23 protein-coding genes are annotated in these 22,644 nt (G+C 36.4%); 5 read left to right on the top strand and 18 right to left on the bottom strand.

Features of this window, described 5'->3' with window-relative positions:
- Positions 1 to 164 precede the first annotated feature (164 nt).
- On the top strand, positions 165 to 1,535 hold the full coding sequence (locus tag ACTND6_RS07355; RefSeq protein WP_441023233.1) for a citrate synthase: 1,371 nt from the start codon (positions 165 to 167) through the stop codon (positions 1,533 to 1,535).
- Between the two features lie 26 nt (positions 1,536 to 1,561).
- Here the strand turns inward: ACTND6_RS07355 and ACTND6_RS07350 are convergent, their stop codons facing one another.
- The 6 genes from ACTND6_RS07350 to hflX form a co-directional block, all read right to left on the bottom strand.
- Positions 1,562 to 2,824 (bottom strand): histidine phosphatase family protein, encoded by a 1,263-nt coding sequence (locus ACTND6_RS07350; RefSeq protein WP_441023235.1) that lies wholly within the window; start codon positions 2,822 to 2,824, stop codon positions 1,562 to 1,564.
- A gap of 12 nt (positions 2,825 to 2,836) precedes the next feature.
- Positions 2,837 to 3,562: a histidine phosphatase family protein gene (locus ACTND6_RS07345; RefSeq protein WP_441023237.1), complete on the bottom strand. Its 726-nt coding sequence runs from the start codon at positions 3,560 to 3,562 to the stop codon at positions 2,837 to 2,839.
- On the bottom strand, positions 3,559 to 3,951 hold the full coding sequence (locus ACTND6_RS07340) for a VOC family protein (protein WP_441023239.1): 393 nt from the start codon (positions 3,949 to 3,951) through the stop codon (positions 3,559 to 3,561). Before ACTND6_RS07340 ends, ACTND6_RS07345 begins: the two co-directional genes overlap by 4 nt.
- Positions 3,952 to 3,972: 21 nt before the next feature.
- Entirely contained in the window at positions 3,973 to 5,160 is a 1,188-nt protein-coding gene (locus tag ACTND6_RS07335; protein ID WP_441023241.1) for a class I SAM-dependent rRNA methyltransferase, read from the bottom strand.
- Between the two features lie 63 nt (positions 5,161 to 5,223).
- Positions 5,224 to 6,594 carry an aminopeptidase gene (locus tag ACTND6_RS07330; protein ID WP_441023243.1) on the bottom strand — a complete coding sequence of 457 codons (1,371 nt, stop codon included), beginning with the start codon at positions 6,592 to 6,594 and terminating at the stop codon, positions 5,224 to 5,226.
- Positions 6,591 to 7,838, bottom strand: a complete 1,248-nt coding sequence (gene hflX / locus ACTND6_RS07325) for a GTPase HflX (RefSeq protein WP_441023245.1) — start codon at positions 7,836 to 7,838, stop codon at positions 6,591 to 6,593. The genes ACTND6_RS07330 and hflX overlap by 4 nt, the downstream gene beginning before the upstream one ends.
- An 81-nt stretch (positions 7,839 to 7,919) precedes the next feature.
- Here hflX and ACTND6_RS07320 point away from each other — a divergent pair, with 81 nt between their 5' ends.
- A complete protein-coding gene (locus tag ACTND6_RS07320; protein ID WP_441023247.1) occupies positions 7,920 to 8,291 on the top strand; it encodes a heavy-metal-associated domain-containing protein in 372 nt (123 codons plus the stop codon).
- Positions 8,292 to 8,310: 19 nt separating this feature from the next.
- On the opposite strand, the gene ACTND6_RS07315 is transcribed toward ACTND6_RS07320, so the two are convergent.
- The 7 genes from ACTND6_RS07315 to ACTND6_RS07285 form a co-directional block, all read right to left on the bottom strand.
- Positions 8,311 to 9,684 carry an aldehyde dehydrogenase gene (locus tag ACTND6_RS07315; protein ID WP_441023249.1) on the bottom strand — a complete coding sequence of 458 codons (1,374 nt, stop codon included), beginning with the start codon at positions 9,682 to 9,684 and terminating at the stop codon, positions 8,311 to 8,313.
- 2 nt (positions 9,685 to 9,686) lie between these two features.
- Positions 9,687 to 10,889, bottom strand: coding sequence for an iron-containing alcohol dehydrogenase (locus ACTND6_RS07310; RefSeq protein WP_441023251.1), 1,203 nt, complete (start codon positions 10,887 to 10,889; stop codon positions 9,687 to 9,689).
- A 1-nt stretch (position 10,890) separates the two neighbouring features.
- Positions 10,891 to 11,334, bottom strand: coding sequence for a MarR family winged helix-turn-helix transcriptional regulator (locus ACTND6_RS07305; protein ID WP_441023253.1), 444 nt, complete (start codon positions 11,332 to 11,334; stop codon positions 10,891 to 10,893).
- 90 nt (positions 11,335 to 11,424) lie between these two features.
- A complete protein-coding gene (locus ACTND6_RS07300; RefSeq protein WP_441023255.1) occupies positions 11,425 to 11,919 on the bottom strand; it encodes an N-acetyltransferase family protein in 495 nt (164 codons plus the stop codon).
- The gene (locus tag ACTND6_RS07295; RefSeq protein ID WP_441023257.1) at positions 11,916 to 13,436 is read right to left on the bottom strand and encodes an amidohydrolase; all 1,521 of its coding nucleotides are present in this window, start codon (positions 13,434 to 13,436) and stop codon (positions 11,916 to 11,918) included. The genes ACTND6_RS07300 and ACTND6_RS07295 overlap by 4 nt, the downstream gene beginning before the upstream one ends.
- Positions 13,437 to 13,438: 2 nt before the next feature.
- Positions 13,439 to 14,188 carry a GNAT family N-acetyltransferase gene (locus tag ACTND6_RS07290; protein ID WP_441023259.1) on the bottom strand — a complete coding sequence of 250 codons (750 nt, stop codon included), beginning with the start codon at positions 14,186 to 14,188 and terminating at the stop codon, positions 13,439 to 13,441.
- A complete protein-coding gene (locus ACTND6_RS07285) occupies positions 14,185 to 14,979 on the bottom strand; it encodes an enhanced serine sensitivity protein SseB C-terminal domain-containing protein (protein WP_441023261.1) in 795 nt (264 codons plus the stop codon). The genes ACTND6_RS07290 and ACTND6_RS07285 overlap by 4 nt, the downstream gene beginning before the upstream one ends.
- A gap of 171 nt (positions 14,980 to 15,150) precedes the next feature.
- Between ACTND6_RS07285 and ACTND6_RS07280 the strand changes: the two genes are divergently transcribed.
- Positions 15,151 to 16,368 carry a S1C family serine protease gene (locus tag ACTND6_RS07280; protein WP_441023263.1) on the top strand — a complete coding sequence of 406 codons (1,218 nt, stop codon included), beginning with the start codon at positions 15,151 to 15,153 and terminating at the stop codon, positions 16,366 to 16,368.
- A gap of 29 nt (positions 16,369 to 16,397) precedes the next feature.
- Here the strand turns inward: ACTND6_RS07280 and ACTND6_RS07275 are convergent, their stop codons facing one another.
- Genes ACTND6_RS07275 through ACTND6_RS07265 form a run of 3 tightly spaced genes read right to left on the bottom strand, consistent with a single transcriptional unit; the run spans position 16,398 to position 19,442 of the window.
- Positions 16,398 to 16,772 (bottom strand): DUF1667 domain-containing protein, encoded by a 375-nt coding sequence (locus ACTND6_RS07275; RefSeq protein ID WP_178176819.1) that lies wholly within the window; start codon positions 16,770 to 16,772, stop codon positions 16,398 to 16,400.
- Positions 16,765 to 18,027 (bottom strand): NAD(P)/FAD-dependent oxidoreductase, encoded by a 1,263-nt coding sequence (locus ACTND6_RS07270; RefSeq protein ID WP_441023265.1) that lies wholly within the window; start codon positions 18,025 to 18,027, stop codon positions 16,765 to 16,767. The genes ACTND6_RS07275 and ACTND6_RS07270 overlap by 8 nt, the downstream gene beginning before the upstream one ends.
- Positions 18,024 to 19,442: an NAD(P)/FAD-dependent oxidoreductase gene (locus ACTND6_RS07265; RefSeq protein WP_441023267.1), complete on the bottom strand. Its 1,419-nt coding sequence runs from the start codon at positions 19,440 to 19,442 to the stop codon at positions 18,024 to 18,026. The genes ACTND6_RS07270 and ACTND6_RS07265 overlap by 4 nt, the downstream gene beginning before the upstream one ends.
- Positions 19,443 to 19,544: 102 nt before the next feature.
- Between ACTND6_RS07265 and ACTND6_RS07260 the strand changes: the two genes are divergently transcribed.
- Complete coding sequence (locus tag ACTND6_RS07260; protein WP_320078970.1) at positions 19,545 to 19,814, top strand: hypothetical protein; 270 nt, start codon at positions 19,545 to 19,547, stop codon at positions 19,812 to 19,814.
- A 37-nt stretch (positions 19,815 to 19,851) separates the two neighbouring features.
- On the opposite strand, the gene ACTND6_RS07255 is transcribed toward ACTND6_RS07260, so the two are convergent.
- Complete coding sequence (locus ACTND6_RS07255) at positions 19,852 to 20,754, bottom strand: ROK family protein (RefSeq protein ID WP_178176816.1); 903 nt, start codon at positions 20,752 to 20,754, stop codon at positions 19,852 to 19,854.
- Positions 20,755 to 20,807: 53 nt separating this feature from the next.
- The gene (gene rimO, locus ACTND6_RS07250) at positions 20,808 to 22,109 is read right to left on the bottom strand and encodes a 30S ribosomal protein S12 methylthiotransferase RimO (RefSeq protein ID WP_441023272.1); all 1,302 of its coding nucleotides are present in this window, start codon (positions 22,107 to 22,109) and stop codon (positions 20,808 to 20,810) included.
- 105 nt (positions 22,110 to 22,214) lie between these two features.
- On the opposite strand from rimO, the gene ACTND6_RS07245 reads away from it, so the two are divergent.
- The gene (locus tag ACTND6_RS07245) at positions 22,215 to 22,529 is read left to right on the top strand and encodes a glutaredoxin domain-containing protein (protein ID WP_441023275.1); all 315 of its coding nucleotides are present in this window, start codon (positions 22,215 to 22,217) and stop codon (positions 22,527 to 22,529) included.
- Positions 22,530 to 22,644 lie beyond the last annotated feature (115 nt).

The following is a 22,644-nucleotide window of genomic DNA, read 5'->3' as shown; positions in this document are numbered from 1 at the left end:
CAAGAAAAGAATGCATCAGATCACAGATTTCTTCCGTATTGCTGACATGAAGAAAGATGATCTTTTCATTTATTCTATTTCTTGAATTCACCATTTTGCTAATATAGCCTACTTGTAAATGAAAATTATTTCAATACAATAGAAATCATATGAGGTGAATGGTTATGATCTATCCAGACGTGCAAGATTTAACGAATCAAGATTTAAAAGTATTATGCGATGCATATCGCAAAAATAATTTCATTGATCCAGAAATCAGTGAAAAACTAGGTGTAAAAAGAGGATTGAGAAATGCCGATGGAACAGGTGTTCTTGCGGGACTTACAAATATCTGTGATGTCATCGGATATCAAAGAGATGAAAACAACAATATTATTCCAATTGATGGAAAACTGATCTATCGAGGTATTGATCTGAATGACATTGTCAACGAAGCAATCACAGAAGATCGTTTCTTATTTGAGGAAGTTGCATGGCTGTTATTATTTGGATCTCTTCCAAACAAGGAAACGCTTGATAACTTTCGTCGCATTCTAGAAACACACCGAGAACTTCCAGATGGATTTGCGGAAACACAAATCATGGCAGCCCCTTCTCCAAACTTAATGAACAAGATGGCAAGAAGTGTTCTTGCGATGTATTCCTATGATGAAGAAGCTGAAAATACAAGCTTAGAAAATGTCATCAAACAATCTATTAACCTGATTGCGGAAATGCCAAGTATGATGGTATATGCATACCAGACAAAAAAACATGCATATGATCATGAATCTTTGTACTTTCACTATCCAAAGCCGGGTTTATCTACCGCCGAAAATATTCTGGCAATGTACCGCCTTGATCAGAACTATACACGAGAAGAAGCAAGATTATTAGATTTATGCATGGTCGTACATGCAGATCACGGCGGAGGCAACAACTCTGCATTTACAACCCGTGTCTTATCTTCTACTGGTACAGATACATATTCTGCTATTGCATCTGCAATCCTTTCTTTAAAAGGACCAAAACACGGTGGAGCAAATCTGATGGTCATGAAGCAGCTTGATGAAATCTTAGCCAATGTCAAAGATGTCCATTCAGATGAAGAAATGAAGGATTACCTTACAAAGATCATTAATAAAGAAGCTGGTGATCATAGTGGTCTCATCTATGGAATCGGCCACGCAGTATATACAAAAAGTGATCCAAGAGCACAAATCCTGAAAAAACATTCCAAGGATCTTGCCTATGAAAAAGGAATGCAGAGAGAATATGACTGTTTATGTCAGATTGAAAAGCTTGCTCCTGTTGTATTCAAAGAATTAAAAGGCAGCACAAAGAATGTATGTGCAAATGTAGATTTATTTTCAGGTCTTGTCTATCGAATTCTTGGTATTTCTGAAGAATTATTTACACCAATCTTTGCGATATCTAGAGTTGCTGGATGGTGCGCACACCGTATGGAAGAAGTTGAGTTTGCGAATCGTATTATCCGTCCTGCATATAAATACGTTGGAGATGAAAAACAATACATTTCACTAGAAAAACGATAAAAGATGCCAAAATCTGGCATCTTTTGTTATTGTTCTTCTTTGAATTCTTCTGGTGTACACATATAGGAAACAATCTCAAATTTTCCATTCACATAATCAAAACGGAAGATACCACCATATGGATGTGGCTGTTTTCCTTGTCTTCTCATTTCCATCATTGCTTCTTCTCCATCAAGACCAAACAAGATTTCAAGCAATCTCTTATAATATTCTGAATGAGAAACAAGCAAGATGTTTGAACCATCTTTGTTTGCAGAAATAATCTTCTGTAAAGTGTGATGGAAACGCAATTCAAATGCATCTTTGCTTTCTCCATTTACATCACTCCAGTCATCATGCTTCGCTCTATGTTCTTTGATTTCTTTGAGCCATGAATCACGTACAACGGCTTCAAATTCACCATAATCAATTTCTTTTAACCCATCTAATACAACAGGATCGCTATTTCTATCATGTGCAATCTTTAAAGCAGTCTCATAGCATCTCAATAGTGGAGATGTATACATAGATGCAAAAGGAATCTCTTTTAAAGCATCCGCACAATCCAGTATTTCTTTCATGCCTCTTTCAGTTATTGGAGAATCCGTAACCCCCTGCATGCGATTGTATTGATTAAACAACGTCTGACCATGATTTACAAAGTAGAAATGTAACGTTTTATTTACGATTGGATCTTCATACAGCTGTGGTTCTGTTGGAAGGTTTGTAACTATATACTTTCCATCTTCATATTCCACACGCATAATCGAAGCATTTGGGATAGGATTACCTTTTCCTAACGCACGTGGAAAAAGCTTATCCATATCAACGTTAAATACGGAACGCAGCATTGTCATTAAATAACTTCCATGCGTAACAACCAATACCTGATCATTATCATGAGCATTAGAAAGAATTGTATCCAGTGACTGTAAGATTCTATCTTCCACTTCTGCAGGATTTTCACCATTCGCACTAGAAAAATCATTTGTATCAAAGCAACGTGTAATTTCTTCAGAATGTGATGTAAATCTCGTACCTTCAAATGTACCAAAATTCATTTCATGCAGATTGTTTATAATCACAGGTTCTAGATTTCTTCCTTCTAGAATGATTCTAGAAGTTTGCTGGCATCTTCCGCTTGGAGAAGAATATACCGCATCAAAAAAGACATTATTTAACGCAACACGTGTCTTTTCTACCTGCAATTCTCCTTGTGTAGTCAATGGGGAATCACATACTCCCTGCATTCTACCTTTTTCATTTAATCTTGTTTGTCCATGTCGAACAAAATACATAATGACTTTCATAATGATTCTCCCTTAATGTTGTCCATCATCTTCATAACATTCCACAAATCTAGCCGCAAACGATGGCTGTTCATCTGCAGCATATAAATGTGAAATATCACCAAATTGTGCAATTCTAAAGGCTGCAATGCCTTTTCTTCTTTCTTCTGTATGTACAATTGTAACGGAAGAAGGTGCGGCTACAAAGCCCTGCCACAATATCATTGGTGAAATATGCAGTAAATGTGATAATAAAACACATTCCACTCCAAAATGGCAGAAAAATACAACCGTATCATGATTTCCTTTTTCTACACGGAAAAGCTTTCCATCATGCACATATCCATGTTCTTTTAGAAATACATCAAAGTTATCACAAACCCATTGATACCTTTCTTTTACATTTCCGCGTTTCATAACATCATTTTCATACCAATGATCATAATCATAGAAACGACAATCTTTTGTCCAGTCTTCTACCTGCCAATCCCATGCAACAGACTTACGAAGTATACGATCAGGACGAATGATTCTAGGATCGAATTCTCTCAGCCAGTCTAACGTTTCAGCTTCTTGATGCATTTCATGCAAAGTATAAGAAGCTGTCAACTGTGCTCTTCCTAATGGTGACTGATAAAATTCCTGAATATCCATTTTTGCCAGACGTTTAGATAGAAGTTCTGCTTCTCTTTTCCCTTTTTCTGTCAATGAATCATGGATATAGTCTGGATCTCCATGTCTAACAATCATCAGTCTCATAGAATTTCATTAAACTCCAAACGTTCATTGTTTGGACCAAGGATAATAAAGAAACGGACACCGTTGTCATAAAACGGCAACTGTTCAATCCCATCACTTACAATTGTATAGCCTTGTTCTTTACATAATGCATAGCAACCTTCAATATCATTCACATCAATTGCGATATGATCAATTGCGCCTGCTTTTAAAGCAACCTCATCTTCATAGAACTCTAATACAAGTCCCATATATTCAAGAAAGCAGACTTTCTGCTTTCCATCACGTATTGTCTTTTCATGCTTGATATAAAAACCTAGTTTTTCATAAAACTCTTTTGTTTCTTCAATACTTTTACAAGGAATTCCTACATGCTGGATTCCTGTAGCATAATCCATTACTTCTTTCATGATTCTTTTACCTCAATTTTTCTATACAATCTGAAAAATATAAAACTTCAGATAGCTGCTTTCTTCCATATTCCAGAGAATTGGATGATCTGCGTTCTGCTGTGTTACGGAAATCTGTTTTAAAGTTACACCAACTTCCTGTGCTGCTTCTCTCAGCATCTTTTCAAACAGGTCACATTCCATATATCTAGAACAGGAACACGTTGCAAGATATCCGCCATCTCTTAATACATGCATTGCCTGCATATTGATTCTCTTGTATCCATTATAGGCTTTCATAACTGTTCTTCTAGATTTTGTAAAAGCTGGTGGATCTAAAATGATGAAATCAAATTGATGATGTTTCAACGTATCAAGATAATCAAATACATCTGCCTGTACAAAAGATACATTTTCCAAGCCATTCAGTTTTGCATTCGCTCTACCTTCTTCTAATGCTGTATTAGAAACATCTACTGCAGTCACATGCTTTGCTTCTCCTAAAGCTGCATTTAATGCAAATCCACCTGTATGTGTAAAACAGTCTAATACTGTCTTTCCTTTTGCAAGATGGCGAACTAGTACACGATTCGATTTCTGATCCAGGAAATAGCCTGTTTTCTGCCCATTTTCAATATCTACATTCAATTTCAGGCCATTTTCATGAATTACCTGTACGGTATCAGCTTCACCATAGTAAAAGCCTTTATATAAAGAAAGTCCTTCTTTTTCCCGAGACTTCACATCATTTCTTTCATAGATAGCTTCAATACCTTCTTCACGCAGAACATGCAACAACGCCTGATATAAAACTGCCTTATTCTTTTCTAGACCAAAACATGTGATCTGTGATACAAGAACACTGTTATAGCGATCAATGGTAAGGCCTGGCAATCCATCTGCCTCTCCAAAAATCACTCTACAGTTATCTAGATTATCTGGTTCTACAGTTTTTCTAAACTCCCATGCTTCTGCAATTGTTTTTTCAAAGAAATCATAATCAATCGTTTCATGCTTCTTAGAAAAGATACGCACCGTAATATGAGAATCTTTACACAGATATCCCGTACCTAAATATGCATCCTTTTCCGTAACAATATCTACAACACTTCCATTTTCTAAATGCGATATATCAGATGCTAGATTATTCGAATACATCCACATCTGCCCATTCTTTAAAAACTCTACACCTTTATCATTAATAACTACTTTAGAATTACTCACGTTCAACCTCCATGGATTCTATGTGTCAATTATATCGTAAAAAAAGGACACCTTGTAGTGTCCTCAGGATTAATCCATATCTTTTAAGAATGCAATGTAAGCTCTATAAGCTTCGTATACATCTGCTTTAGATACAACTTCACATGGAGCATGCATGTTCTGTACCGCAATACCAGCATCAATGACATCCATGTTCTTGTTAGCCATGATGTAAGCGATTGTTCCGCCTCCACCAACGTCTACCTTGCCAAGTTCACATGTCTGGAAGTAGCAGTCATTTTCATCCATGATCTTGCGGATCTTAGCCATGTATTCAGCATTCGCATCGTTACTGCCGCCTTTACCTCTAGAGCCAGTATACTTATTGAAGCAGATACCCTTTCCAAAGAAAGAAGCATTCTTTGTTTCCATAACTTCTGGATATAGTGGATCAAATGCTGCAGATACATCACTAGATAACATTCTTGAGTTATCCATTGTATCGTTGAATGCAACAAGTGAAGATTCATTCTGCATTGCAAGCATCTTAGCAATTACATGATCAAAATATGCAGACTGCATACCTGTGTTACCAACAGAACCAATTTCTTCCTTGTCTACCAAGATTGCACAGGCAGTTCTATCAGGTGTTCCTTCAAAATCCAAAACAGCACGTAAAGAAGTATATGCACATACCTTATCATCATGACCATATCCCATGACCATAGAACGATCTAGACCATAATCTCTTGCTTTTCCAGCAGGAACAACTTCAATTTCACTAGAAATGAAATCATCTTCTTCGATATCATACTTTTCTTTTAATAGATCTAAGATATAAGCCTTGACAGGATCTTTTTCTGTATCCTTCTTAGGAATAGAACCAACCAATACATCTAATGCTTCACCTTCAACAACCTTTGCACCTGTCTTAGACATCTGATCAGCTGCCAGATGAATCAAAAGATCACTGATTCCAACAACTGGATCATTATCATCATCACCAATGTTGATATCAATAACTGTGCCGTCTTTCTTCACAACAACACCAACAAGTGCCATTGGACGAGCAACCCACTGATACTTCTTAATACCACCGTAGTAGTGTGTATCTAATAATACAAGACCATTAGATTCATATAATGGATGCTGTTTTAAGTCTGTACGTGGGGAATCAATATGTGCTCCTAAAAGGTTTAAACCATTACGGATAGGTTCTTTACCAATAATGAAAGCTAAAATATTCTTACCTTTGTTTGTGGAGTATACTTTATCTCCAGGTTTCAATTCTGTCACTTCACTTAGATTTTTGAATCCAGCCTTTTCAACAAGTGCAATACTATTGTTTACAAATGCTCTTTCAGTTTTAGAAACACTTAGAAAATCAATGTACTCCTTGTTGAATTGCATCAATTCATCTTTTTGAGAATCATTCAATTTTTCCCATACTGTCTTACTCATAACTGTCCCTCTCTTATCTGATACAGATCAAATGCATGAATATAGTCAGAAGGTCCTTGTAAATATAATGTCATACCTTCTTCATCTTGTTTGACTACATCTATTTGAAGCACTTGCCTGTATTCATCAAACATATAGATTTTACCATAAGGAAGCAAACAATACATGCTTTCTTCACTTGGATATAACATTTTTAATATTTCTTTCATTGCACGATCCATATGATCGCCATTTTTTGCAGAAACACAGATTCCTTCAAGACGTGAAGTATCTTTCAATAAGTCAACTTTATTAAAGATACGTAATATTGGAATTTCTCCAGCACCAATTTCACGCAGCGTATTTTCTGTTACTTCCATCTTTGTTTCATAATCATCATCACTTACATCAACAATTTCTACAAGCAGATCCGCATCTCTTGCGGCATCTAATGTACTCTTGAATGCTTCAACCAGTGTATGTGGTAAATCTGAAACAAATCCAACCGTATCATAGAGAAAAAACGTTTTCTTATCATAGACAATTTTTCTTACAGATGTATCCAATGTTGCAAATAACATATCTTTTTCAAGCACTTCATTTCCACTGGCTTCTGTATTCTGAATCAGACAATTCATAAAACTGGACTTCCCAGCATTTGTATAGCCGACCAAAGCCACTCTTCTTAATAATGTCTTGGATCTTCTTCTTTCATCCATCTGCCTCTGTGATTCGATTTTCTTTAATTCCTTCTTGAGATCCTGGATCCGTTTCTGATATTTCCGTGCAACAATTGCAGAACGCATTTCACCAGAACCACGATTTGTTACACCTCCACCTCTTTCTCTTTCACGGTCATTGTCGCTGTTTAATAAACGTGGAAGATCATACTGCAATCGTGCCATTTCAGTCTGCAGCTTTGCCTGTCTGCTGCGTGCACGGCTGGAAAAGATATCTAAGATCAATGCTGTACGGTCAATCACATTGCATCCAGCAACAGCACTGATTCTTTCTGCCATTTGCACACTGAGACTGTTATAAAACACAACAAAATCAGCATCCAATTCTTCCACAAGAATACGCAATTCATCTAACTTTCCTTTACGGAAGGCACTGATTGTATTCATGGAATTTGCTGACTGTGTAATTGTTTCAACAACATTTAATTGACATGCATTACATAAAGCAATACATTCATCCATTTTCATTTGAAATACTTTTGCATCATCTTTGATGCAGACACCTGCTAAAATTACATTTTTCATCAAAATAATCATAGCATGTTCATTGATTTTTTTCTTGTACCGTACTAAATTAGTTAAAACTAACTGAAAAGGGGAAAATTTATGAAAGTAAACGTACCATTACATACTATAGACATTATTATCTTAGTCATCATTGGAATCATGATGATTGGCGGCATCAAAATTGTCAGAGGATTTTTTCATGAAGGAAAACATACAGTACAGAAATCCACATACAATGGAAAAGGAAAAGTAAAGATCGTTGTTGAAGTTGCAGGCATGCAGTGTGGTCATTGTGAAGCAAATATCAACGATGCAATCCGTAATCATTTTAATGTCATTAAAGTATCTTCCTCTCATACAAAGGGACAAGTCACAATTATCGCAAACCATGATTTAAATTCAGATCAAATTCAGAATGTTATTGATGAAAGTGGATATCAGTATATTGGTTTAGCAAAATACAACATTTAAAAAGAAGAACTTCTTCTTTTCATTTCATAAAAAATCGAATTAATTTATTATAGAAAGCATTCTCGTATGGTGCATAACGCATTGCTAGATCAATGATGCATTTCTTGTCTACAATAGATTTTGTATGAGAAAAGGCATCAAAACCATCTTTTCCATGGTATTTTCCCATACCACTGTTTCCTACCCCGCCAAAGCCAAGATAGTTACTTGCCAGATGAATGATCGTATCATTGATGCATCCTCCACCAAAGATCATTTCTGTATCCATTTTTTGAATATGTTTCTTGTTTTTTGTAAAGAGATAGAATGCCAATGGATGTGGTTTTGTTTTTAAAGTATCCATCATTTCATCAAAATCATCATATGTTAAAACAGGTAAAAGTGGTCCAAAGATTTCTTCCTGCATGACACTGTCATCCCATGTAACGTCATCCATAATTGCTGGTTCAATCTTGCATGCTTTCTCATCGCACGTGCCGCCATAAACGATTTTATCAGGATCCATCATTTTTCGAATTCTTTCAAACTGTCCTGGATGAATGATTTTTCCATAAATATCACTTGTTAATGGATGTTCACCATACTGTTTTACAATTTCTTTCTGCAGTGCTTTGATCAACTCGTCTTTTTTCGAACGATGTACAAGTATGTAGTCTGGGGCAACACATGTCTGACCACAATTCAGAAATTTTCCAAACACAATTCTTTTTGCACTCAGATCAATATCTGCACTTTCATCAACAATACAGGGACTCTTTCCCCCAAGTTCTAGAATACAAGGTGTTAAATGCTCTGCACATTTCATATTTACGATTTTCCCAGTTTGTGATCCGCCAGTAAAAAACACAAAATCAAATGGCTGTTCCAAAAGAATATTTGCTTCTTCAATACCACCTTGGACAAGTGTAATATAGCTTTCATCAAAGTTTTCAGAAATGATTTTTTTCATCACTTGATTTGTAAATGGAGAAGCAGGAGATGGCTTCAAAACTGCCGTATCTCCAGACGCAATGGCACATGCCAATGGATCTAATGTTAGAAGAAATGGATAGTTCCAAGGTGACATGATCAATGTCACGCCATAAGGAACAGCTTTTGTATAGCTCACAGAAACAAACTGTGCAAGTGGTGAAGGTACATAGTGTCTTTTCGCATAGGAAGAAACATGTTTTAACATATGCGAAATTTCACTTTTCACCATGCCAATTTCACTCATATAGCTTTCTTCTCTGCTTTTGCCTAAGTCTTTCTTTAAAGCATCCACAATTGCATCTTCATATCGATTGATTGCTTCATACAGCTTCTTTAACTGCTGCTTTCGAAAAGAAACCGACAATGTATTTTCCCTCAAGAAATAATTTTTCTGTATGTTGTAGATATTTGATAGATCCATTTCTACTCTCCTTTGATTTGTCGATACAGTGGTGCAAGCTCTTTCGCATTCCATAAAACAGGAACAGGGTACAATGGATTTGCTTCCTTAGAAGCATGTTTTGCTAAAGAAGGAATATCTTTTTCCTGTATTTCTGCTATATGTGATGGAATATGCATTTTTTGATTCAATGCTTCAATGGATGCAATCATTTTCCTGCATGCATCTTCATCACGATCGATTTCATTGCTTACTCCGGCAACAAGTGCAATATCATGCATTTTACGATCAATACGGTGTCCATACGCTTTTAAAACATATGGCATTACAACAGCGTTTGCTAATCCATGTGCAATATCATATTGCCCACCCAGCGAATGTGCAATTGCGTGAATATACCCAACATATGACATAGAAAAAGCAAGTCCAGCCTGATATGCAGCCAAAGACATATTTCTTCTTGCCACTTCATTTTGAGGATCTTCATACGCAATCCATAGATTCTGATATATCAACTTTATCGCATCTAGTGCAAGCCGTCTAGTTTTAGGTGTTGTAGAACCACCAATATATGCTTCAATGGCATGTGTTAATGCATCCATGCCTGTTGTAGCCGTGAGTGATTTTGGTAACGTATATGTCATTTTAGGATCCAGTACTGCATAATGCGGTATCAAAGGAAAATCCATCAAAGCATACTTGTCATGATTTTTTGGATCACTGATAACAGAAGCAAGCGTGACTTCACTTCCTGTACCTGCCGTTGTAGGGATTGCAATCAATGGTGGAAGCTTATGAATGACACGTAAGATTCCTTTCATATCTTTCACTTTCTTTTTTGGATTTGCGATACATGCACCAATGGCTTTTCCACAATCCATAGAAGAACCACCGCCAATCGCAATGATTGCTTGACTTTGATTGCTTTGATACAGATGAAGACCACATTCCACATTTTCTACCGTTGGATTTGGCTTTACGCCAGAATAAATCGTATATTCAACACAATATTTCTTACATGCTTCTTCCACATGCTGCAATAATCCATGATCAATAATTCCCTGGTCTGTTACAATCAGCAAAGATGTAATTTTTTTTTTTTCAAATACTTCCTTTAAATCATCACAGGCATCTACGATCTTTGGCTCACGGTAAGGTAAAACAGGAATTACAAGACGAAACGCTTTCTGGAAAATACGACATCCCGCTTTCACAATCAAATTCATATCATGCATTCTCCTCACAAATTGCATCTAATCTTTCAGCAATTCTAAACAGGCAGGAATATAACGTATTTCTTTCCTTTTCCTTTAAATCAAAACTCACTTCCATTAATACATGTTCAATTTTATTTGCAATCAGCTTCCCAGTTTCTTCACCAAGATTACTCAATACAATCACACTGTTATATCTTTTCTTTTCTGTTTTTTCTCTTACAATATAACCATTTGTTTCTAGATATTCTAATGTTCTAGAAATGGTTGCTTTATCTTCCCCACACTTTTCACAAAGCTTTGTCGCTGTATTTGCATCCGTTGCATATAAGTAATATAGACATTCCACATGAAAACTTCTCAAATGCATGTCTTTCATTTCCTGATTTTCGATTTTTCGAATTGCTCGAGAAATTCTCGCAATCGAAACCGTAAACATTTCAAATCTATTTTCCATACACTCTCCTTTGTTGATTTTTCAACAAGTTATTCTATTATATATTTATTTGTTGATTTTTCAACAAATAAAAAAAACACCGCAACACTGTTACGATGTCTGTTTTATTTGTTTGACATAATAAGAAACACCAAGCCATGTTTCATGCTTATATCCAACCTGTTTTAGAAAACCTTCTTTTTCAAATCCAAACTTTTCATGAATCCTTTCAGAAGCAGTATTCCCTTCTGTTACAATAGATACAACATGATAGAAACCATGTTTATCTGCTTCAAGCAGTATTGCTTCCATCAATAAACTTCCATAGCCTTTTAGTTTCAATGTATGATCTAAATAAATAGATAGATCCACAGTCCATTGATATGCACTTCTTTCATGAAATGCATCTAAATATGCATAGCCTATGATTTTATGATTTTCTTCTAATACGATATATGGATATTTTTCACATATTCTATGTACACGCTGCTGAAATTGTGATAACGATAATTTTGTTTCTTCAAATGTAGCAACACTGTTTTCAATATACCAGTTATAGATTTCAAGACAGGAAGAAATATCATTTTCTTCTAGAGGACGAATCATCTTTCAAATACGACCTCTCCATTCATGAAAGTCATCATTACTTTTGCTTCATGAATCTGATTTGCTTCTACTTTGGTAATATCTGTATCTAATACAACAAGATCTGCATAGTAATCTGGTGCAATCTTTCCAATACGATCCTGCATGAATAACTGTTCTGCACCCTTGATCGTATAAGAATCAATTGCCTGTTCCACGCTTAAGCTTTCTTCTTGATGCATGCCATTTCTAGTAATGGCAAGTTCAATACCAAGCAATGCATTCGGCATTTCTACTGGTGCATCTGATCCATTGGAAGCAATTGTATTTTCATACAGTGTCTTGTATGGATAAGATGTTTTCGCTAATGCTTCTCCAACTCTATTTTCAACAATGGCTGCATCTGTAGACAAGAAGATAGACTGGAAATAACAAGATAATTTCTTCTGAATGATTTGATCAATCTGATCTTGTCTTAGAATCTGACAATGTACGATACCGTGATGCAATGGATTTCCTTCATACACATTGCCTGCATATGCCTCTAAAACATCATCAACTGCTCTATCACCGATACAATGTGCAATTGTTGGCATGTTAAATTGATTTGCCAGCTGTACAAATGTCTGCATTTCTTCTACAGAATAATTCATGATACCTGTTGTATCCTGTGCATCATGATATGGTTTTGACATTGCAGCGCTTCTAGCACCTAAAGAGCCATCCGTAACAAGCTTCAGCGGTCCAATTCTAAATAGATCATTTCCCACATCAAATGTATATCCTTCATCCAGGAATCTAGAGAATTCCTCAACATCATTGAATTCACATTGTTCATTGACTCTTAAGTTCATCTTTTCCTGATATGACAGCTTTTCAAATGTATTGAGCGGCAGTTCATAGCTGTCGCAGATAGATAAGAAATCATCACTGCCAACAGTTGTTACACCAAATGCATTCGCACATGCAATACCCTTTTGAATATAATCAATCAATGTACTTTCATCTACCTTTGGCCATGCTTCATGAACAACATTGATATCCATTTCTTCCACAATACCATCTTTACTCTCATTCATAGAAGCAAGCTGCAGTGCCTTTGTATTACAGCTCATAGAATGTCCGCAGCTTCTCGTTACACAGATAGGTACATCTTTAGAAATTGCATCCAGGAAATCCTTTGTCGGTTTCACTTTAGCATCTGTAAATGTTTCTTCGTTATAGCCACGTGCAATCAGCCACTGCCCTTGTTTTAATGTTGATAAACGCGCAAGCAGTCTTTCTTTCATATCTTCTAAAGAAGTACATGTTGCGAGCTGTACACATGATAAATAGAAGCCAAGTCCTGCTAAATGCATATGAGAATCAACAAATCCAGGCAATACAAACATTCCATTCAAATCAATCACTTCATCACTGTCACTGATCTGTTGAAGTACATCTTCATTCATACCGACAATCAGTATCTTGTTATCTTCAATCAAAATTGCCTGTTTTTCACTTTTATAAATCGTTGCATTGATTAATGCTTTTTTCATATTTACCCCCAGATAAATCTTGTATCGTAAAACTGTTCTTCGTGACCTAGCAATTGAATCAATTCTTCATGATTCACAATAAATCCTGCAGGTGCTACGATCCAGCGGCTTGTCGCTTCATTTCCATGGTATATGATTCCTACAACATACCCTGTAAATTCATCAAGTGGCTCTTGTACACCAACAACATACGCATCTTGCAGCTCAACATCTTCTAGATTTGTATCTTGTTTGATATATCCAAAATTATATGGACAGATCATATCCTGTAATGTTGGATGATAGCTGCCATAGGCACGATCAACAATCACAGTCACTTTCTTTCCAATCATGCTTCTGCCAACAAGATATTCCAGTTCAACAATTGCAGAATCACCATTGCTTTCAAATCCATTTGCAACATAGAAATGAACAAGCTGATCATATGCACGTACTGTAATTCTGCCAATATTCATTTGCAATGCTTTTTCTTTCAATGCATCCAGCAAGGAAGATCCAATATCTTTACGACGATCCTGTTTCTTCACATACAAAAACGCAATACGAAAATCATTGGCATCATATGCTAATACACCATTCAATCCTTCATCAAAGGAAGCAAAGTAAGAATATTGTTCATAATGAGCTTCAAAATAGGAAAGGATGCTTTTTTTTGCATCTTCACTTTCGAAAGCATCCTTTTCATTTCCACATTCCTCATTTACAAACGAATACACTTCATCATATTCACTTTGTAAAATCTCTTTGATCATAGATCCAGATCTCCATCATATAAAGCAGTAGAATCCTTCACAATGTTCTTCATGACATTTTCATCCGCAAAAATCACTTCTACTGGAACATTCTTTGCATTCGGTACAGCAACTTCACGAATCAGATTCAAGATTCTTTCTTCCTTGCTTGTACTTTCAACTACAAAAATGAAACTTCCCTGGTTTCCAACAACTTTCTGCTTCAGCCATACATGCTTGATCTCTTCTGTTTCATCAGCTCTATCATATACAGCCATTGCCATTTTTGTAGGATATACCGTTGGTTCAACATATTGCACATTCAATGGTGCTGGTGATGGTGGAGTAACAGTTTTAGGAGCAGCTGTCTTTCCTGCAATATGTGCAACCATCATCTTAGGAATCACAATATTGTCCTTTCCTGGATTAATAATGAGTCCTTCTGCTTTTGTATTTGGTGCTTCAAATAATACTTCATAGTCTTTCGCATGACGAACGACCTGCTTTGGATGTACATCTTTTCCAAAATTCATCAACTTTGCATTTTCAATACTTGTGAATACTGGAAAGAATGTTTTACCGTCATTTGTATTAACAAGAAAGAATTTGATCTGTGATGGATTTGCATTCTGAATTGTACCGTTCTGTTCCTGTTGAAACTGTACGTCAAAATCACAAGGAGACAATAATTGTGCCTTCTTTAATTCTTCTGATAACTGTTCCTGTTTTTCAGGTGTACTTCCTTGTTTTAAATCATTGATTACCTTTTCAAGTTCTGGATTTTGAATTGGTGGAAATTTTGTATTTGTCATAAAAAAATACCTCGCTAACTTTCATCAAGTATACATTTTTATACAATTTTTCTCAATGTATACACATCAAGTTCTCTGTATAATATTCTTACAGTGTTTAGAATGATTTCACATTCTTTTCACTTATCGCATTTATCATAATACATGTAAACAAGAAAGGACGTGACAACGATGTCTCAATTTAATACAAACGAAAAAGAACCTGTCAATGTTGAATATGTAGAAAAACCTAAAAAAGAAAAGAAAAGAAGTTTTTCCTTTCTGACAGTGATTGCCAGTATGGTATTCTCTTTAATCTGTGGACTTGGCGGTGGATGGTTTGCCTACACACACTTAGGAAACAATAATGAACCTTCTAGTAAAACAGGCATTACCTACTCAAATGAATCATCCCCAAGTGCAACAACAACTGTTTCCTCAAATGAATCCAAAACTGGTTTAACAACAAGTGAAGTTGCCGCAAAGGCAAGTCCAAGCGTTGTTGAAATCGTTACAGAAGTGACATCTACACAGTATGGCATGTTTGGCGGAACATATACTTCACAAGCTGCAGGCTCAGGTGTCATCATTTCTAAAGATGGCTATATCATCACAAACAATCACGTTGTAGAAGACGCAAACTCTATTACAGTAACAACATATGACAACAAGCAATATAACGCAACACTTGTTGGAACAGATCCAGCAAGCGATATCGCAGTCATCAAGATTGACGCAGATGAAGAATTGTCTGCTGCTACAGTTGGTGATTCATCAAAACTACAGGCTGGTGATACTGCAGTTGTCATTGGCAACCCGCTTGGTACATTAGGTGGTACAGTAACAGATGGCATTATTTCTTCTCCATCCCGTGAAATGGTTATTAATAACCAGTCCATGGAACTGATTCAGACAAATGCTGAAATCAACTCTGGCAACTCTGGTGGTGGACTGTTTGATGGCAACGGTAATCTTGTTGGCATTGTCAATGCAAAAGACTCTGGTACAACAAGTTCTGGTACAGTCATTGAAGGTATTGGATTTGCAATTCCTATTAACAGTGCAATGAAAGTTGCTGATGAGCTTATCCAGTATGGCAAAGTCATTGATAGAGCTACACTTGGTGTTTATCTGCAGGAAGTATCTTCGAACTACTTCAACTACACACCTGGTCTATACATTACAGGTACAGCCAATGGTTCCGGTGCTGAAAAAGCTGGTCTTAAAGCATATGACCGTATCGTCAGTGCAGATGGAAATGAAATCAATTCTCAATCTGATCTTACAAAAGTATTAAGAGACAAGAATGTTGGTGATACAATTTCACTCACAATCGAAAGAAATGGAAAACAGATGGATGTTCAAGTTACACTTGGCTCCAGTGGTTCAACATCTCAACAGGATGAATAACGTATAAAAAAAGAGGTTTAGAATAAATTCTAAGCTTCTTTTTTTGTCATACTTCTTGATGCAATCAGATCAACATCTGTTCCTAAGAAATGGGATACAAGTACCTGATTCATCTTCACAGGTGCATCAACATGGATTTTTCTTACTTCTTCCATTGCTTCTTCCATTCTCTCTAATGGAATTGGTCCATTACTCATTACAGGCAATACTCTGAGTGGTGCACCATTGATTTTGACAGTTGTTGTTAAAACACGCATTGGACAAATCATTTCTTCTTCTGCGTATTGCTTTCCATTTTCACAAGAATATCCTTTGATAGACAAAATCTTCTTATCTTCCATTGTGACAATGATTCTGCATCCTTTTGGACAATTGACACAGACAAGTTCTTTTTCTTCAGGCATATACAACATCCTCCATACTGATCGTGACATCTTGCTTCTTTTCAAGAATCAGATCTGTCACAACAGGAATAATTTCCATTTCACTCGGAACAAGATTTTCTTTTGGAATAGAGCGAATCACTTCATCTCCACATTTGATCACAATTGTTCCTTTTTTGATTGGTTTTCTCACTCTAAAATACATTTCTACAATTTTTGGAAGCTGATTTTGATGCAGACGTGCAGGTACAACATATCCAATTTCATTTCCCACATTTGTATTTACATAATCATTATCTTGTGATGCTTGTTTCAGGTAGCGTACACATCCTTCTGCAGCCTTAGTTCCTTGTTTTGCGGCATAGTCCGCAAGATCATGAACATGCAAACCATTTCCTGCCGCAAAGATACCTGGAACGCTTGTCATAAAGTTTTCATCAACAACTGGTCCTTTGATCTTTGGATCCATCTGAATTTGAATACTGTCTGCCAGATGATTTTCTGGAATCAAGCCAATAGACAATAAAACAGTATCTACATCAAAATGCATCTTTTCTTCCTCGATAGGACGCATATGTTCATCCACTTTACAAACATCGATACCTTCAACACGATCTTTTCCATAAATATGTGTAATTGTATGAGAAAGATATAAAGGAATATTGAAATCTTCCAGACATTGCTTAATATTTCTGGCTAGACCATTCGAATATGGCATGATTTCCGCAACACCTAATACTTCTGCACCTTCCAGCATCATTCTTCTCGCCATGATCAGACCGATATCACCACTTCCAAGAATGAATACACGTTTACCAACCATATATCCTTCTATATTGATATATCTCTGTGCCTGACCTGCAGTAAATACACCAGCACAGCGCATACCATCGATCTGTATCGCACCACGATTTCTTTCGTAGCATCCAACTGCCAGAATAATTGCATCTGCCTGTAAAGTCACATAGCCTTCTTTTTGACTTTCATATGATACTTTCTTATCTTCTGTAATTGAAACGACCATAGCACCTGTTTTGATTTCAACATTCAATGCTCTTGCTTCATCCGCAAATCTTTCCGCGAAGGCAGGTCCAGAAAGCTGTTCTTTAAATGTAGTTAAACCAAATCCATTATGAATACATTGGTTTAAGATTCCACCAGCTTCATCATCTTTTTCAAGAAGAACGACATCTTCAATTCCATTTTTCTTCAGTGTACTTGCACAAGCTAACCCTGCACACCCTCCACCAATGACTACTGCACTTACATGTCTCATATACGATTCTCCTTTGTTAAGATCTTAGAATCTTCAGAATCCAATACGACATCCAAGACCGATATTCCAAGTTCTCTCGCTAATATACTCACAACTCTAGGTTCACAGAACCCACCTTGACATCTTCCCATACCAGGTCTGACTCTTTTCTTTACACCTTTAACACTTCTTGCTCCACAATTTCTATGAATGCAGTCAATGATTTCTCCTTCACTGATGGATTCACAGCGGCAGATGATCTTTGCATACAATGGATTTTCACGAATCATAGCATCTCTTTCTTCTGCTGAAAGATCAGCCATTACAATTGGTTTCTTTCTCGTTTTTACCGCAGCATTATTCTTTTCAAGCGTCATATCATTCAAAAACTGTTCTATGACATATTTAGAAATTGCCGGTGCAGATGCTAAACCAGGAGATTCGATGGAAGCAACGTCAATAAATCCATGACAGCCTTTCACTTCTTCGATAATAAAGTCTTTGCTTGTACTGGATGGTCTTAATCCTGCAAATGTACGAATCACTTTGTGAAATGGAACATTCATCATTGTCTTCTGAATATTTTCCTTTACGTAAGACAATCCTTTAGAACTTGTACCTGTATCTTCACTTTCTTCAGCATCTGGACCAAGCAATGTATTTCCATACACAGTAGGCACAGCCAATACACCTTTTCCTTTGCTGGAAGGTACTGGAAAAATAATATGGTCAACATAATGAATATCATTATCTAAAACATAATATTCCCCTTTTCTTGGACGCATTGTATAGGCACAGTCTGCATCAACCATTCGATGAATCTTATCTGCAGAAATACCGGAAGCATTGATAATATGCTTTGTTTCAAATGTACCTTTTGTTGTGGAAATCAGATAGGAATCTTCTCTTTTTTCAATGGCAGTCACTTCATGATTTAAATACAGTTCTACTCCATTATCCATTGCCACTTCCATACATGCACATGCAACCTGCCATGGATAAATGATCGCAGTTGTATAGAAATTCAATGCCTTTGTAATATTTAAAGACAAGTTTTTCTCTTTCTTTCTAGCTTCATCACCACTGAGCCATTCATAAGGAATATTTCTCTCGATTGCTCTTTTCCCAAGAACATGAAGTCTTTCTTCTTCCTCTTTATCACAAGCCACAACAAATGCACCAACCTGCTTGTATTTACATGCAAGATCTTTACACAGCTGTTCATACATTCCTGCACCTTCAACATTTAATTTTGCTTTGAGCGTATGATCTTCTGGATCATATCCCGTATGCACAATTGCACTGTTAGCCATTGTTGCACCATTGGCAATATCATTTTCTTTTTCAATCACTGCAACCTTGCACTTGTACTGTGAAAGGTCTTTTGCCAGCATAGTTCCTACAATACCAGCACCAATAATTATGATGTCATACATGATAAATTATCCTCTTTAAATTTTCTTTCTTTATTATAGTTTATATTATTGTATTTTTGTTATACAGAAGTTAACATTTGTTGAAGAAAGAAGGAAGTTTTTATGTATTATGTTGAAGATGGGTGTGAAAGATGTGGATACTACGAATGTCAGAAGTGCCATACAAGATTTCTTTCACAATATATTGCACCAGTATGCAAATGTCCAGACTGCGATAATGAAGTAGATATGGAAATTGGACCAGACGATGAGATGGCAGAAGAAACAACTTCTGCAAAACTCATTGAAGTCATTGAAGGAAAAGAAAACGTTGAAAAATACGACAAGCTTCTTAGCCTTGCGATTACAGGTGGAGATTACGACTGGCTATAACGAAAAATGTGTGAGATTTCATACTCACACATTTTTATTATTCACCTTCAGATAGAGGTATCATTGCGGCACCGATAATGCCAGGCTCATCTAATTCAGCAATCTTGAATGGTGTATCATGTACTGCATCATGAGAGAACTTCTTGAAGTTTTCAATCACACCAGGCAAGAACTTGTCAGCACTCTTTGTCATACCGCCACCGATCACAAACATTTCTGGATCACAGACAGTACTGATTGTTGCGAACATCTGTCCAAGATCTTCTTCCATTTGAGAAACAATTGCCTTTGCCTTTTCATTTCCCTTTTCAGCAAGATCAAATACATTACCAGCATGCTGGATATCTTCTTCAGGAAGTGCCTGCTTTCCTTTACGTGTAATTGCAGTACCACTTGCTTCATTTTCAACAGCACCAGCATTTAAATAGTTTACCTTTTCACGATCACGGTCAATGATCATATTTGCAATTTCACCACCGAAACCATGCATGCCGCTGACTGTCTTTCCATCCACAACAAGTACACCACCAATACCTGTAGAAATTGTTACATAGAATACTGTATGTAAACCTTTACCAGCACCAACAAGTGCTTCTGCTAGACCAGCACAGTTTGCATCGTTATCGAGATATGTTGGCAAATGGAATTCTTCACTTAATTCCTTTGCCATTGGATAACCTTTAAATCCCTTTAAGTTTGTTGAAAGAGTCATTGTCTGTGTCTTCTTGTCTACTGGACCAGGTACACAAACACCAATACCACTAGCTTCCTGTACATTTGGAAGCTGATGAATGAGATCCTTAATATTTCCCATTACCTTTTCTGGACCTTCTAATCCATAAGATGGTCCTTTTACCTGCGCGAGAATTTCCCCGTTTTCCGTGATCTTGGCACATCTGACATTTGTTCCACCAAGATCTACACCAATGTAGCACTTCATGATTTATCCTCCTTATAAATTTTATCTGTTAAACCAGTTTTGGCTATACTTTCTTACGCAACTTCATCTCCAATAAGATTTGCTCCAGAAACCTTTGTAATCTTTACTGTCGCAAATTCACCAGGCTGATGATCTTTGAGTGGATGAAAACGAACATTTCCATCAACATTATCCGGAGCCATCTTCGCACTTCTCCCAATATACATCTGTGTTAATGGATCCACTCTTTCAATCAATACTTCCTGTACTGTTCCAATTTCTTTCTGCAGAAGAGAAATACCAATGATTTCCTGCGCGTCCATGATTTCTTTTCTTCTACGTTCTTTTTCTTCCTGTGGTACATTGTCATCCATATCGTATGCAGCTGTGCCTTCTTCTCTAGAATATGTAAAGATACCTAAACGATTCCACTGCAACTGCTTCACTAAGCTCAAGCTTTCTGCGTGTTCTTCTAAAGTTTCTTCAGGGAATCCTGCAATCATTGTTGTACGCAGCGTTGCATCTGGTATTTCTTCACGAATCTTATTCACACGATCAATGATCTGTTCACGACTTGTCTTTCTACGCATTCTTTTCAATACTGCACTAGAACCATGTTGTGTTGGAATATCAAAATATGGAAGTACATGTTTAGAATTCTTGATTGTTTCAATCAATCCATCTTCCATTTCATCTGGATACATATATAACATACGGATCCATGCAATTCCTTCAATCTGATCCAATTCTTTTAACAGCTCTGATAAATGTGATTTTCCATCAAAGTCAAAACCATATCTTGTACAATCTTGTGCTACAAGTGTAATTTCTTTCACACCTGTAGAAGCTAAACGTCTTGCTTCTTCTAGAATTTTATCCATTGGCTGAGAGTGCAGATTTCCACGAATGAATGGAATTGCACAGAACGCACAACGATTATTACATCCATCACTGATAGCAAGATACGCCATCCAAGGTTTTCCAGAAAGTACTCTAGGTGTCAATCCATAGTTATTAGAAATCTTTACACCTAATACTTCTGTTAAAATGGATCCCATGGAAGCATATTCATCAATGGAAATAAAGCGATCTACTTCTGGCATTTCCTCTTCCAGCTGTGGTTTATATCTTTTCGCAAGACACCCCATAACGATAAGTTTCTTTAAATTTTTCTGCTTATAATCCGCAACATCTAAAATCGTTTCAATGGCTTCACTTTTTGCCGCATCAATAAATCCACATGTATTTACAATAATCGCATCCGCATCATCATAGGATGTTACGATTTCCTGATTGGACTGTCTCAATAAGCCCAGTACGTTTTCTGTATCTACCAGGTTTTTTGCACAACCTAGAGAAATTACTCCAATTTTCATTTTTTACCTCTTAAAAATTCCGTTTTTATTATAGCATTATTGAAAGCGTTATTAATGACAATTCAAAAAAAAGAAATTAATATATTTCGCAAGGAGGATATTGTTATGATCAAAGTATATGGTACAAATACATGTCCAGATTGTATGGATGCAAAAGCAAATCTAGATTTTTACCACATTCCTTATACATATATTGATGTATGCACATCTGTTAAAGAGCTGAAAGAATTTATTCAATTGCGTGATCACGCTTCTATCTTTCAAGAAGCAAAGGAAAATGGTTTTCTAGGTATTCCCGCGATCATTAAAGAAGATGGCTCAATCACACTTGACTGGGAAAGCATCATCAAAGAAAACGAACATGAAGTCATTCATGTATCCAGTGGAAAAGCATGTGGAATCGACGGAAAAGGCTGCTGAAGCCTTTTTCTATTATGAAATCAGGAAGAAACTAGTCCTGATCGAATAACCAAATATACAGGTATATGATGAATAGGTCAGGAGTACTAGTGATTCCTGGCCTTTCTTGTGTAGG

The organism is Bulleidia sp. HCP3S3_C9 (genome assembly GCF_052064035.1).
In the GTDB taxonomy this organism is placed as follows: Bacteria; Bacillota_I; Bacilli_A; order Erysipelotrichales; family Erysipelotrichaceae; genus Bulleidia.
Note: the sequence above shows the minus strand (reverse complement) of the source record. Positions and strands in the feature narration are given on the sequence as shown.

What these genes read in the sequence shown, in the direction of transcription:
- ACTND6_RS07355 (WP_441023233.1), top strand. Translation starts at nt 165, where the DNA reads ATGATCTATCCAGACGTGCAAGATTTAACGAATCAAGATTTAAAAGTA.
- ACTND6_RS07350 (WP_441023235.1), bottom strand. Translation starts at nt 2,824, where the DNA reads ATGAAAGTCATTATGTATTTTGTTCGACATGGACAAACAAGATTAAAT.
- ACTND6_RS07345 (WP_441023237.1), bottom strand. Translation starts at nt 3,562, where the DNA reads ATGAGACTGATGATTGTTAGACATGGAGATCCAGACTATATCCATGAT.
- ACTND6_RS07340 (WP_441023239.1), bottom strand. Translation starts at nt 3,951, where the DNA reads ATGAAAGAAGTAATGGATTATGCTACAGGAATCCAGCATGTAGGAATT.
- ACTND6_RS07330 (WP_441023243.1), bottom strand. Translation starts at nt 6,594, where the DNA reads ATGAGTAAGACAGTATGGGAAAAATTGAATGATTCTCAAAAAGATGAA.
- hflX (WP_441023245.1), bottom strand. Translation starts at nt 7,838, where the DNA reads ATGAAAAATGTAATTTTAGCAGGTGTCTGCATCAAAGATGATGCAAAA.
- ACTND6_RS07320 (WP_441023247.1), top strand. Translation starts at nt 7,920, where the DNA reads ATGAAAGTAAACGTACCATTACATACTATAGACATTATTATCTTAGTC.
- ACTND6_RS07315 (WP_441023249.1), bottom strand. Translation starts at nt 9,684, where the DNA reads ATGGATCTATCAAATATCTACAACATACAGAAAAATTATTTCTTGAGG.
- ACTND6_RS07310 (WP_441023251.1), bottom strand. Translation starts at nt 10,889, where the DNA reads ATGAATTTGATTGTGAAAGCGGGATGTCGTATTTTCCAGAAAGCGTTT.
- ACTND6_RS07305 (WP_441023253.1), bottom strand. Translation starts at nt 11,334, where the DNA reads ATGGAAAATAGATTTGAAATGTTTACGGTTTCGATTGCGAGAATTTCT.
- ACTND6_RS07300 (WP_441023255.1), bottom strand. Translation starts at nt 11,919, where the DNA reads ATGATTCGTCCTCTAGAAGAAAATGATATTTCTTCCTGTCTTGAAATC.
- ACTND6_RS07295 (WP_441023257.1), bottom strand. Translation starts at nt 13,436, where the DNA reads ATGAAAAAAGCATTAATCAATGCAACGATTTATAAAAGTGAAAAACAG.
- ACTND6_RS07290 (WP_441023259.1), bottom strand. Translation starts at nt 14,188, where the DNA reads ATGATCAAAGAGATTTTACAAAGTGAATATGATGAAGTGTATTCGTTT.
- ACTND6_RS07285 (WP_441023261.1), bottom strand. Translation starts at nt 14,979, where the DNA reads ATGACAAATACAAAATTTCCACCAATTCAAAATCCAGAACTTGAAAAG.
- ACTND6_RS07280 (WP_441023263.1), top strand. Translation starts at nt 15,151, where the DNA reads ATGTCTCAATTTAATACAAACGAAAAAGAACCTGTCAATGTTGAATAT.
- ACTND6_RS07275 (WP_178176819.1), bottom strand. Translation starts at nt 16,772, where the DNA reads ATGCCTGAAGAAAAAGAACTTGTCTGTGTCAATTGTCCAAAAGGATGC.
- ACTND6_RS07270 (WP_441023265.1), bottom strand. Translation starts at nt 18,027, where the DNA reads ATGAGACATGTAAGTGCAGTAGTCATTGGTGGAGGGTGTGCAGGGTTA.
- ACTND6_RS07265 (WP_441023267.1), bottom strand. Translation starts at nt 19,442, where the DNA reads ATGTATGACATCATAATTATTGGTGCTGGTATTGTAGGAACTATGCTG.
- ACTND6_RS07260 (WP_320078970.1), top strand. Translation starts at nt 19,545, where the DNA reads ATGTATTATGTTGAAGATGGGTGTGAAAGATGTGGATACTACGAATGT.
- ACTND6_RS07255 (WP_178176816.1), bottom strand. Translation starts at nt 20,754, where the DNA reads ATGAAGTGCTACATTGGTGTAGATCTTGGTGGAACAAATGTCAGATGT.
- rimO (WP_441023272.1), bottom strand. Translation starts at nt 22,109, where the DNA reads ATGAAAATTGGAGTAATTTCTCTAGGTTGTGCAAAAAACCTGGTAGAT.
- ACTND6_RS07245 (WP_441023275.1), top strand. Translation starts at nt 22,215, where the DNA reads ATGATCAAAGTATATGGTACAAATACATGTCCAGATTGTATGGATGCA.